Below are 13,277 nucleotides of genomic sequence, written 5' to 3' on the forward strand. Positions count from 1 at the left end.
TTCCGTTCTTCTTTTGTGGTAAAATAAAGGCAGTGCAAAGGAAAAGGATGTGAAACCATGAGTGTGCAGTTTATTAGAGGAACCGCTGTGGCTGATTTAGAAGCGCCACTTATACAGGCGACAAAACAATGGCTAGAGGAAGACGCACAGCATGAAGTATTCTATTTAGTCCCGAACCATATTAAGTTTGAGCAAGAAATTCAAGTCTTGCAAAAGTTACGTCAATTACAGACAACTACGTCTGATTCAATAACCAGTACCCGTCTGCAGGTTTTTAGTTTTTACCGTTTGGCTTGGTACTATTTACAACATACACCTTTTTACTCGGCAGATGTTTTATCTGATGCAGGCGCTGCGATGATTTTCCGCAAAATTTTAGTAGAAGCAGAAGAAGAGTTACAAATTTTTAGAGGTGAAATTAACAAGCCCGGCTTTATTCAGCAACTATTTCAGCTTTATCAAGAAATGCGCGAAGGCAATATTGAGATTGCGGAGCTTTATCCATTTTTAGAAAAACAAATGGAGAACCCTAAAGGACAAGATTTACAACTTAAGTTTCAAGATTTAACGTTAATTTTTACGCGATTCCAATTGCAAATGAGTCAGTATGGCTATGAATCAGCGGAGATTATTCAACATTTAAGCGAGTATTTACAAACGGTTGATTTGTCGAATGTCCAATTCGTTATTTCAGGCTATCAGCAGTTTACTGCCAGAGAATTAAAGTTGATTGAAGTACTAATGGCGCAAGCAGGTTCTGTGAAAGTAGCCCTTTTATTGGACAAACAATATCCGCATGACTTACCTGATCCGCGGTCGTTATTTTATGAAGCGGGACAAACCTATCATCAGCTTTATCAACTAGCAAGACAGAAGCAAATCCCGATTCTTTCAGATTATGTGGAAAAGAAAGAGGTATTAATTACAAACCCAGACTTGCAAGGATTAAATGATTATTGGATTCAATCGCAAGAACACCTGCCTCCATTAAGCACAACTGACTGGAGGGGCGATGGCTTATTTCTGTGGCGTGCTGAAAACGTTAAAGAAGAATTAACACATGTTGCAACCGAAATTCGCCGTTTAGTGGTGGAAGAAGGGTATCGGTACAAAGAAATTCAGGTGTTGACTCGTGATTTAGATTGTTATGAAAATTTATTAGAACCGATTTTTGCGGAACACGAGATTCCTGTTTATGTCGACCGAGATATGGCTATGGATCGGCATCCTTTAGTCGAATGGATTGAATCTTTATTTGCTATTCATTCGTACAATTATCGTTATCGTGATGTGCTCCGTTTTTTGAGAACGGAATTATTTATGCCAATGAATCAACTCGCTACTTCTGAAGAAAGCTTGACTGATTGGTTAAACCAACGGAACGCTTGGCGCAGAAAAGTTGATATTACCGAAAATGTAGTCCTGGCATACGGCTATGAAGGTTATTATTGGTCGCAAGAAAAAGATTGGGAATTTATTCGGTATGATTTTGAAGCGGAAGAGCAAGAAGATGTCGCTACGATGGAAGAAGAGTCAAATGCGATTCGTCAATCGCTTCAACGGCTGTTACCTAGTTACTTTCAAGCAATGATAAGTGCCAAAACTGGTTTGGAAGCAGCGACCGTCTTCTATCACTTTTTACTGCAAAGTGGTGTGGCAACACAATTAAAAATGTGGCGCTTACAAGCTATCGAAGCCGGTCAACTAGAAACAGCTCGTAACCATGAACAGACTTGGGATGCATTGATGTCATTACTAGATGAATACGTCACTGTTTACGGAGAAAGTTCGTTTGATTTTACAACGTTTCAAGAAATATTTGTTAGTGGTTTGGAAGGTTTGCACTATAGTAAAGTGCCGACAGCGATTGACCAAGTACAAGTTCGCGCAATGGATTTAACTCGACCTGGCGCTGCCAAGGTTACTTTTGCTATTGGGATGACGGAAGAAATTTTTCCACAAAAGATTGAAAATAAAACACTATTGTCTGATGAAGAACGGCAGACAATCAATGATACTTTAACGGAAAACCAATATTTACGTGGGACAACCGGACGCAAAATTGCGCAAGAACCTTATGTTGCGTATCTCGTCTTTTCTTCAGCGCGAGAACGGTTATATTTAACCTATCCAAGTGTTAAAGACACCGCTCAAGAAGTCAAACCGTCTCCTTATTTTAAAAATATCCAAAAAGATTTAAACTTGCCCGTTTTTGAAAAAAATGAAACAACCATTTTCGATGATGAAACGACCAGTTTAGCCCATATTAGTACGTATCGGACGTTAATCGGTGAATTAACGCGTTTGAAAAGACAACGGAAAGAAACACAAGAAGGATTGTTGCCTTTCTGGTTAAATATGGAAAAAGCGCTAATGAACCAATCAATTGCACCGCTAGCCAAGCAAGTTTTCGAAAGTTTAACGCATCAAAATATTCCTGAAAAGATTGATGAGGTCTTAGCAGAACCTTTATATGGTAAAGATATTTATACATCCGTTTCTCGGATGGAGAGTTTTTATCGCTGTCAGTATCAATACTTTTCTCGCTATGGCTTACGTTTGAAAGAAAGAGATGTCTTTGGGCTTTCGCCAGCAGCTACAGGGGAATTTTTCCATGAAGCATTGGATCAGTTCTTTAAATTATTGATTATGAATCAACGGAACTTATCTGAATTAACCGATCAGGAAGTCAATTTATTGGCGGAGGAAGTACTAAATAGTATTTTAGGGGATGCGCGTTTTTCTGTATTAACGACCTCTAGTCGCATGAACTATATTCGCTATCAATTGAGTCAAACAATTAAAAAAGTCAGTTGGGCGCTGAAACGTCAAAGCCAACGAAGTGGCATGACGACTGTTCAAACGGAAGTGTTATTTGGCCAAATTGCCGCTAAAAAAGGAATTTCTGGTTTGGAATTACCATTAAAAAATCAAGGGAAGATTCATGTTCGGGGAAAAATCGACCGGATTGATCAATTGGTTACCCCCGAATCAACCTATTTAGGTGTGATTGATTATAAATCGAGTCACCGTAAATTTAATATGACAGAAGCGTATTACGGCTTAGCCATGCAAATGCTGACGTACTTGGATGTGGCTTTAATGGATGCTGTGCAATTAGTTGGTCAAGAAGCTAAACCTGCTGGCTCACTTTATCTGCATGTACACAATCCTACGTTATCTTATGAAGGCAAAGACGACATTGAACAACAAATGCTTAAAAAATATCAGTTTGATGGTCTTTTGATGAAAGACCCAGATTTATTGGATCATTTAGATACGAGTCTGCAAGCTAAACAAAGTTCGTTGCTGTTTCCAATTGAAGAATCCGCCAAAGAACAAATTAAACCTGGTCGTCGCCAAGAAGATAAATTTGTGACAGAACCAGAATTAGGCGCGTTGCTTTCCCATAACCGAAATAAATTTATTGAAGCGGGAAATCAAATTATTGGCGGCGAAGTTCAACTTAATCCCGCTTATCAAGGCAAGGAACGGATTGCTTGTCGCTATTGTCCGTTTCGAAGTGTCTGTGATTTTGATGTGATGTTAAAAGAAAATAATTATCATCGTATTGAGAATTTATCCAAAGAGGAAATTATGGCGCGCTTGTTAAACAAAGATGAGGAAGGAGCAACCGAAGATGAGTAAAACAATTCCACTACGTCCAGCCAATGAGCAATTCACCGACAGTCAATGGCAAGCGGTGTTTGATGGCGATGAAAATATCTTAGTTTCTGCTTCGGCTGGCTCAGGAAAAACCACCGTTTTAGTTCGCCGTGTCATTGAAAAAGTCAAAAGCGGCGTCGATATCGATCGTCTCTTGATTGTGACGTACACTGAAGCCGCCGCCCGTGAGATGAAAGAACGTATCCAAGTGGCTTTACAAAAGGCAATGAATGAAGAACAAGATCCAGAAAGAAGACGGCATTTTTCTCGTCAAATTGCTCTTTTGCCAACAGCCAATATCAGCACGTTACATGCCTTTTGTTTAACTGTTATTCGTCGTTTTTATTATTTAATTGACATAGATCCAGTTTTTCGGATGTTAACAGATGAAACAGAAACATTGTTATTAAAAGAAGATGTTTGGGATGCATTACGTGAACAATTTTATGCGGAAAATCAAGAAGAATTTTACCAATTAACAGCGAATTTTTCCAATGATCGTAGTGATGATGGACTCACTAACTTAATTTTTTCTTTTTATGAATTTGCCAAAGCCAATCCTGATCCAGAGGCGTGGATTAATGGCTTAACACAAGCCTACGAAGTAGGGGATCAGCTAGGCGAATCAACGTTATTTCAGACGTATTTAAAACCGCTAGCCGTTGAGACGTTACAACGAACTCTTCAGCGTTACGAAGAAATGGTGACCTTAACAGAGGGCGAAGAGAAACTTCAAAAGATTTGGTATTTAGCTCAAAATGAAAAGGAACAAACAAAACAATTTTTACAATTTTTAGAGAGAAATGATTTAGAAAGCGCCTATAATTTGACTGAATTGTTAAGCTTTGACCGCTACCCAACGGTTCGTGCCGAAGAGTTGAAACCAACCGCGGAACAAGCCAAACAGTTACGAGAACAAAATAAAAAAGCGTTAAATGATTTGAAAAAGCAACTGTTTACACTTTCTCCAGATGCCATGAAACAAGTCTTGAAAGAGGCCACGCCCATTGTTCAAGAAATGGCTCACGTGGGGAAACAATTTATGGAGGCCTATGGCGCAGAAAAACGGCTTAAAAATTTAGTGGATTTTAACGATTTAGAACATTATACGTTAGCTATTTTAGCGAAAAATCAGGCAGATGGCTGGCAAGCATCAGAAGCCTCTCTTTACTATCGCGAAAAATTTGATGAAGTGTTAGTCGATGAATACCAAGATATCAATCAATTACAAGAATCTATTTTGTATTGGTTGCGCCGTCCGCTTAGCACAGAAGGAAACCTTTTTATGGTAGGAGATGTGAAACAGTCTATTTATTCTTTCCGCTTGGCAGATCCTACATTGTTTATTGAAAAATACAATCAGTATGGGCAAGGCAAAGAGGGCAAACGAATTATTCTAGCTGAAAATTTTCGTTCCCGCAAAGACGTTTTAGACTTTACGAATTTAGTATTTAGTCAATTAATGGATGAGCGAGTGGGCCAAATTGCTTACGATGAGTCAGCCGCTTTGGTTCATGGTTTTGATCAATTTTCGGAGGCGGCTGATTATTCAACTGAATTGCTAATTTATGAAAAAAAAGCAACAGAATCAGTTGAATTTCCAGAATTACAATCCTCTGAGTTGTTGATTGAAGATAAGACAGAAGGGGAACTTTACGTTACTGCTTTGAAAATTCGTGAATTAATTGACCAAAATTTCTTAATTTATGATAAAAAGCTGAAAACAGATCGACCGATTACTTATCAAGATATTGTCTTATTAACGCCTACGAAGAAAAATAATTTAACTATTTTAGATGTTTTTAAATCATTAGAAATTCCAGTTCAAGTCAATGATGCTCAAAATTATTTCCAAGCAACGGAAATTCGTACAATGATTGCCTTGCTTCAATTGATTGATAATCCCTATCAAGACATTCCCTTGGCAGCTGTGTTACGTTCACCAATTGTTGGATTAAAAGAAAACGAATTAGTGCTTATTCGTTTGGCTAATAAGGAAACCAGTTACTACGAAGCATTTTTAACGTTTAATCAAAAGATGGAACCAACCATGGAGGAAGCAGTTGTTCAGGAAAAAACTATACGTTTTGCTGAATCATTAGAAAAATGGCGGGAACAGGCTCGACGCAACCAGCTTAGCAACTTGCTGTGGACAATTTATCGGGAAACGGCCTATCTTGATTATGTTGGCGGGTTGCCTGTTGGCAAACAACGCCAAGCCAATTTATATGCGTTGGTCGATCGGGCCGCGGCGTATGAAAAAACAACCTTCCGCGGATTATTTCAATTTGTTCGCTTCATCGAAAAAATGCAAGAAAAAGACAAAGATTTAGCGGAACCAGTCGTTTTAAGTGAAGAGAATGCCGTACGCGTCATGACGATTCACGCTAGTAAAGGGTTAGAATTTCCGGTGGTATTCGTTTTAGATATGACCAAAGAATTTAATGTCAGTGATTTGAATGAACGCTATATCTTTGAAGAAAATTTAGGGGTAGGCATTCGTTATTTACAACCTGAAGAACGAGTTATGTACGATACTTTACCATTTTTGGCGATTAAACAAGTACGATTGAGAAAATTACTATCCGAAGAAATGCGGAAGTTATATGTGGCGTTGACACGTGCAGAACAGAAACTTTTTCTGGTAGGCTCCTATAAAGACCAAGCGGCAATGTGGAAAGAGTGGCTGAAAGTTGGCGATGTAGAAACACTGGTGCTACCAGCTGAAAATCGCTTGCAAAGTAAAAGTAGTTTAATGAATTGGGTTGGGATGACATTGGTACGTCATCAAAAAGCCGATGAATATCAGCAAGAAGTAGTAGTAAGTAACGTTCCGCAAGTCAAGAAGCACCCAGCTAACTTTCATATTCAGTGGTTCAACCAAGAACAACTACGAGCAGCCATTCAGCAATTACAATTGCCAGAAAGACAAGCAGAGGATTTAGCCGAAAAAGCGCAATTATCTGCTGACAAAATCAATCGTGGTCTTGCACGGTTAAGTTTCAATTATCCGTTTGAAGTGGCTACTCGGACCACCAGTTATCAGTCTGTTTCTGAAATCAAGCGAGTATTTGATGACCCCGATAACAAAGAAATTGGTAAAATTGAGGTTCGGGAAGACAATACTATTCAAGCGCAACCGTTGATTGTCAATCGAATGATTGAAGGAGATTTAAGTAAGCCTAAATTTTTAGATACGGTTCAAGCGCCCTCAGCAGCTGAAATTGGGACAGCAACTCATTATTTATTACAACTAATTGATTTAAGTAAGCAACCTTCTTACGAGGAAGTGCGAGCTGTTCAAGAACGCTTAGTGGAAAATAAATTGATTTTACCAGCAATTGCTGAAAAAATGAATCTGGAACAAATCGTGGCCTTCTTTGACACCGCCCTAGGAAAACAATTGATTCAACACCATCAAACCGTTAGAAGGGAACAACCTTTTTCTATGCTGATTGAAGCAGAAGAGCTCATTCAAAATTATCCAGAAACGACACAAGATGATTTATTAATTCATGGGATTATTGATGGCTATATCGAATTAGACAATCAATGCATTTTGTATGACTATAAAACCGATCATGTAAAAGGCACCTCTTCCCAATCGATTTCTGAAATTGTCGAACGGTATCGCGGACAGATGAATCTTTATCGTAGAGCACTACAAGAGGCAACGCATAAAGAGGTGTCGCACGTCTATTTAATTTTATTAAATGGAGGAGTAATTATTGACATGCAGACAGGAAATGTTGTAGATTTTATAAAGTAGAAAAAATTAGAAGCAGAAACACTTACATTTTGTAAGGAATGTGCTATACTCATTGAAGAGGTGAGGAAGATGGAAAAAGTAAAAACAGAATCGTTTGTACTTTGTCCCAAATTTGAAAAATCATTTTCAATACTTGGTAAAAAATGGAATGGTTTAATTATTGATGTTTTATTAGAACGAGGTCCTCAACGTTTTGGCGAATTAAAAGAAAAAATTCCAATGTTAAGTGATCGTGTCTTAGTAGAGCGATTGAAGGAACTAGAAGCTGAAGGAATTATCACCAAAGCTGTTCGTTGCGGTGAAGGAAATCGCTTAGAATATTTCCTAACCGAAAAAGGCGAAGACTTGCAATTAGCAATGGAACAAATTCAACATTGGGCAGAAAAATGGGTAAAAGACGAAGAATGCAGTTGACCGCAAGCAAAACTTCTTGTAAACTAAACGTAATTAAATAATTAAAAAAACAGTGATGGAAACAAGTAGTTTGAATTGACGTGTTTTAGGGAGAGTCAGCCAGAGACTGGAAGCTGATTTACACAGTCACCAAGCGAAATTCACTTCCTGAGTTTGTTTGTTTTCAAGAAGAAAGCAAACCGGTAATTGCCGTTAAATGAAATGAGTGCATGACAACAATTTGTTATGAATTAGGATGGTAACACGATAGCTCGTTCCTTTGAAAGGAATGGGTTATCGTTTTTTTTTAGTTTAAATAAAAGATAGAGGGGAACGCATAATGACATTACAAGCGCAATTAGAAGCTCTTAGAGACAATACGCTCAAAGAAATCGCACAAGTTGCTACTTTAAAAGAATTAAACCAAATTCGCGTAGAAACATTAGGGAAAAAAGGGCCAATCACCGAAGTATTAAGAGGCATGAAAAACCTTTCACCAGAAGAACGACCAGTGGTGGGGGGCTTTGCAAATGAAATTCGTGATTTATTAACCGAAGCAATTGAAGCGCGCAAAGTTGTTTTAGAAAACGAAGCGTTAAATGCGGCACTAAAAGAAGAAAGTTTAGATGTAACTTTACCTGGAAAACAAATGCCTCAAGGCACACGTCATATTTTGACACAAGTTATGGAAGAGATTGAAGATATTTTCTTAGGCATGGGTTATCAAGTAGTGGAAGGATACGAAGTAGAATCGGATCACTATAATTTCGAACGCATGAATCTACCAAAAGATCATCCGGCACGCGACATGCAAGATACGTTTTATATTTCAGATGAGATGTTAATTCGTACGCATACTTCACCAGTTCAAGCTCGAACAATGGAAAAACACGATTTTTCAAAAGGTGCATTACGAATGATTTCTCCTGGGAAAGTATTCCGTCGTGATACAGATGATGCGACACATAGTCACCAATTCCATCAGATTGAAGGCCTTGTTGTCGATAAAAATGTCACAATGGGTGATTTAAAAGGGACGTTAGAAGTCATGATGAAAAAAATGTTTGGTGAAGATCGTAAAATTCGTTTACGTCCTAGCTATTTCCCTTTTACAGAACCTTCAGTTGAAGTAGATGTTAGCTGTTTTAAATGTGGCGGCGCAGGTTGTAACGTCTGCAAACATACAGGTTGGATTGAAATTTTAGGTGCGGGGATGGTTCATCCAGATGTGTTACAAATGTCAGGGATTGATCCAACAGAGTACTCAGGCTTTGCCTTTGGCTTAGGACCAGATCGCGTTGCTATGTTACGTTATGGTGTAAATGATATCCGTAATTTTTATCAAAATGATTTACGTTTCTTAAATCAATTCAAGGTAAAGGAGTAGTTGAAAAATGTTAGTTTCTTATAAATGGTTAAATGAATATGTTAATCTTTCAAACGTTACTCCGCAAGAATTAGCGGACAAAATGTCTGTGACAGGTATCGAAGTTGAGGGCGTTGCTGTACCTGAAGAAGGCTTAAAGAAAATTGTTGTCGGTGAAGTAAAAGAATGTGTTCCTCATCCAAACTCTGACCACTTATCAATTTGCCAAGTAGACATCGGTGAAGAAGAGTTGTCACAAATTGTTTGTGGAGCACCAAATGTGAAAGCCGGAATTAAAGTCATCGTGGCGTTACCTGGTTCAAGAATTGCAGGAAATCAAAAAATTAAAAAAGGTAAAATGCGTGGCGAAGTCTCTAACGGAATGATTTGTTCGTTAGAAGAGCTAGGATATTCAGATAATGTCGTACCAAAAGCCTACGCTGAAGGGATTTATTATTTACCTCAAGAAGCAGTGAATGGGACACCTGTTTTCCCTTATTTAGACATGGATGATGCGATTATTGAATTATCAATTACACCAAACCGTGCAGATGCATTAAGTATGAGAGGGGTAGCCTATGAAGTTGGCGCAATTTATCGTCAAACGCCTCAGTTTAATGATCCCGAACTCAAAGAAGATGCTTCAGATAACGTGGGAAATTACGTAACAGTGACTGTTGAAGATTCACAAGATGCGCCAACGTATCAAATTCGTGTCATTAAAGATGTGACGATTGCAGAAAGTCCTCAGTGGTTGCAAAATCGATTGATGAATGAAGGAATCCGTCCGATTAACAATGTGGTGGACGTGACAAATTATATTTTATTATTATTTGGTCAACCATTGCATGCATTTGATTACCAAAAATTAGATAGTAAAGAAATCTTGGTTCGTCGAGCAACAGCAGCAGAAGAACTAATTACATTAGATGGTGAAACACGTCAATTAACAGAAGAAAATATCGTCATTACGAATGGAAAAACGCCTGTCGGCTTAGCCGGTGTAATGGGTGGGGCTAATTCTGAAATCAGTCAAGAAACAACAACTGTGGCTTTAGAAGCGGCATTGTTCAATCCATTGTCTATTCGCAAAACGTCTAAACAATTCAATTTACGGAGTGAATCTTCAAGTAGATTTGAAAAAGGTATCAACCAAGCGACAGTTGGGCTAGCTTGTGATGTGGCAGCCGCGATGATTGCAGAGTTAGCCAACGGAACAGTGGTCTCAGGCACTGCAGTTGGTTCTGAAGTGGCCGTTAAAGAAGCACAGGTAGCTGTGACTTTAGAACGAATCAACCAATATTTAGGCACTGCATTAGATGAAGCAACGGTGAATGAAATTTTTGAAGCACTCGGTTTTGCTTATGAAGTAAATCAAGGCGCCTATGAAATTACGATTCCACCAAGACGTTGGGATATTGCGATTGAAGCAGATATTATTGAAGAAGTGGCCCGCATTTATGGATATGATCATTTACCTTCAACATTGCCAAGTGGAGAAACAGTTGCTGGAAGTCTAACCAAAGCACAACATGTTACGCGCCAATTAAAGAGCTTACTGGAAGGTCATGGTACGAGTGAAGCCATCAGCTATGCGTTGACAACAGAAGAAAAATCCCGTCAATTTATGATGAAAGAAAGTCAAACAACACGTTTGCAATGGCCAATGAGTGAAGAGCGTTCTGTGTTACGTATGAACTTAATTTCTGGTTTATTAGATGATGTCGCATACAATGTGGCGCGTAAAAATAATAATATCGCCTTCTACGAAGTAGGACGCGTTTTCTACCAAACAGAAGATCCAACAAAAAATTTACCTACAGAAGAAAATCACTTAGCACTTGCTTTAACTGGTAATACAATGGTTAAAGATTGGCAAACAAAAGCAACAGCCGTTGATTTTTATACAGTAAAAGGCTTAGTGGAAAGTATTGTAGCTGTTTTAGGATTAACAGAAAAAATCAGTTATCAAGCGACAACGGCGATTCCAGAAATGCATCCAGGCCGGACAGCATGGATTTATTTAGAAGATGAAGTGGTTGGTTTTGTCGGACAAGTTCACCCAACGACAGCAAAATCGTACGATATTCCTGAAACATATGTTGCTGAATTAAACTTGCAACAATTAGTAGCTACAGAAGCAGGCGGGGTTACTTATGAAGCAGTGTCTAAATTCCCAGCAGTTTCTCGAGATATTGCTTTATTAGTCGATGAAACAGTTACCAATCAAGAACTAGTTAAAACTATTTCAGATAACGCAGGTAAATATTTGAAAGAGATTCATTTATTTGATGTATATCAAGGTGAAAAACTAGGCGCTGGCAAAAAATCAATGGCATATAGTTTAACTTTCGTTAATGCAGAAGCGACATTAGTGGATGAAGAAATTAACCGTTCAATGGAAAAAGTTGAAAAAGCGCTAATTGAAAAACATCAAGTAGAAGTAAGATAAAATAAAAACAGGAAAGTGGGGCATAAGTCGAAATGACTTATGCCCCACTTTCTAAATCTTAAGATAATCAGCTGAACAAAAGCAGCTCCTTCGGAAATAAGCCGAAATTATCCAAAAATTAAAGAACAATTTTCGGAAATTCCTTCTTATTTCTTGGAGCTAAATACTTTTGTCTCAGCCTCCTGTTTTTAACTACATTAATAACTTTTCGCCCAATTTCGTGAAAGCCAACGTGAAAATTGTGAGATACTAAAGTTAATAATGAAATAAATAAGGGCGACGATTCCGTAAATAGTGAATACTTGTCCTGTTTGTGCGTAGCGCCCCATTAAGATATAAGATTTGCCAAAGAGTTCTTGTAAAGCAATTACGGAATACAAGAAACTTGTATCCTTGATGACAGTAACAAACTGAGAAACGATCGCTGGTAAAACATTGCGAATGGCTTGAGGCAAAACAATATGATAAAGAATTTGCCAATTTGAAAAACCTTGAGAACGCGCCGCTTCAATTTGGCCTTTATCGACCCCATTTAAACCACCACGAATAATTTCCGCTAAAGCAGCGGTAGTAAACACAGTAAAACTCACAATTCCAGCAGGTGTGGATTTGATTTTGAAAATCAAAAAAATAACATAAATCCACAATAAGTTTGGAATATTACGCACCACTTCTACATAAATACTGGCAAGTAACTTCAGTGGTCCATGGGTTTGATTTCGCAAAACGGCTAGAATGGTGCCAAAAATCGTACTCAAAATAATTGAGACGAAGGAAATATAGAGCGTCAATTTTAAGCCGTTAAATAGAAATTGAAAATTATTTGCTGTCAGTAATTGACGCATTTCTTCTGAAAAAGGCATCTGTTTTCCTCCTATCTACTATATGCTTTCTTATTTTTTTCTTCCATTTTTCTAGCCAAATTCGCTAATGGGAAGCAAAGAATGAAATATAAGAAACCAGCGAGCGCAAAGGCGGGAATATAGTTCAAGTTGACAGACGACCAACTATTGGCAGCAAACATTACGTCTGCGCCAGAAATAATGGCAACTGTTGACGTATTTTTAATTAGGTTCACTACTTGATTGGTTAAAGGCGGTAACATAATCCGCCATGCTTGTGGTAAAATCACATACCGCATCGTTTGACCATACGTTAATCCTTGGGAGTAAGCCGCTTCAAATTGCCCTCTTGGGACAGCTCCGATTCCTGAGCGAACCACTTCAGAAATGTAGGCGCCATGATAGAGGCCTACACACAGAATGGCAATCGTAGTAATAGAAAATGAAAGCAGCGGGCTTAGCAGAGGAAAGCCATAATAGACTACGATAAATTGAATCAACAAAGGTGTGTTTTGAAAAAATTCTACATAGACACGACTAATTGCGTGTAAAAGTTTACTTTTGGTCGCTGATAAACTGCCAAAGAAAATGCCTAAAGCAAAGGCGACTAAGATTGCTCCTAAAGAAAGCAGAATAGTATAGAGAAAAGCCTGACCAAAAATTCGCCAATCTTGAAATAAAGCTTCCCAACGATATAAGGCAAATGGCCCTTCTTCAAGCCAGGAAATATTGGCTAACAAAAACATAAAAATCCCTCCTAAAATTTTTGATTCTTCAAGTCTTAGGAAT

At 38.2% G+C, this 13,277-nt stretch carries 7 protein-coding genes and 1 other annotated feature; of the genes, 5 read left to right on the forward strand and 2 right to left on the reverse strand.

The window, feature by feature from the left end; all coding sequences use genetic code 11:
* Positions 1-57 precede the first annotated feature (57 nt).
* From IGL17_RS04860 to pheT, 5 genes are all read left to right on the forward strand, one after another.
* Positions 58-3,648: a PD-(D/E)XK nuclease family protein gene (locus IGL17_RS04860; RefSeq protein WP_016617861.1), complete on the forward strand. Its 3,591-nt coding sequence runs from the start codon at positions 58-60 to the stop codon at positions 3,646-3,648.
* The gene (gene addA, locus IGL17_RS04865; protein WP_025193342.1) at positions 3,641-7,435 is read left to right on the forward strand and encodes a helicase-exonuclease AddAB subunit AddA; all 3,795 of its coding nucleotides are present in this window, start codon (positions 3,641-3,643) and stop codon (positions 7,433-7,435) included. The genes IGL17_RS04860 and addA overlap by 8 nt, the downstream gene beginning before the upstream one ends.
* 69 nt (positions 7,436-7,504) lie before the next feature.
* The gene (locus IGL17_RS04870; protein WP_002358035.1) at positions 7,505-7,849 is read left to right on the forward strand and encodes a winged helix-turn-helix transcriptional regulator; all 345 of its coding nucleotides are present in this window, start codon (positions 7,505-7,507) and stop codon (positions 7,847-7,849) included.
* A 43-nt stretch (positions 7,850-7,892) separates the two neighbouring features.
* Positions 7,893-8,111, forward strand: a binding site (T-box leader).
* Positions 8,112-8,168: 57 nt separating this feature from the next.
* Entirely contained in the window at positions 8,169-9,215 is a 1,047-nt protein-coding gene (gene pheS / locus IGL17_RS04875; protein ID WP_002358034.1) for a phenylalanine--tRNA ligase subunit alpha, read from the forward strand.
* A gap of 7 nt (positions 9,216-9,222) precedes the next feature.
* Positions 9,223-11,646, forward strand: a complete 2,424-nt coding sequence (pheT, locus tag IGL17_RS04880) for a phenylalanine--tRNA ligase subunit beta (RefSeq protein ID WP_016617863.1) — start codon at positions 9,223-9,225, stop codon at positions 11,644-11,646.
* A 197-nt stretch (positions 11,647-11,843) separates the two neighbouring features.
* Here pheT and IGL17_RS04885 read toward each other — a convergent pair whose 3' ends face one another.
* Positions 11,844-12,509 (reverse strand): amino acid ABC transporter permease, encoded by a 666-nt coding sequence (locus tag IGL17_RS04885; protein WP_002382114.1) that lies wholly within the window; start codon positions 12,507-12,509, stop codon positions 11,844-11,846.
* Between the two features lie 11 nt (positions 12,510-12,520).
* Positions 12,521-13,234, reverse strand: coding sequence for an amino acid ABC transporter permease (locus IGL17_RS04890; protein WP_002363695.1), 714 nt, complete (start codon positions 13,232-13,234; stop codon positions 12,521-12,523).
* Positions 13,235-13,277: the final 43 nt, after the last annotated feature.

Origin of the sequence: Enterococcus sp. AZ088 (assembly GCF_051714845.1) — a bacterium.
Taxonomy (GTDB): domain Bacteria; phylum Bacillota; class Bacilli; order Lactobacillales; family Enterococcaceae; genus Enterococcus; species Enterococcus faecalis.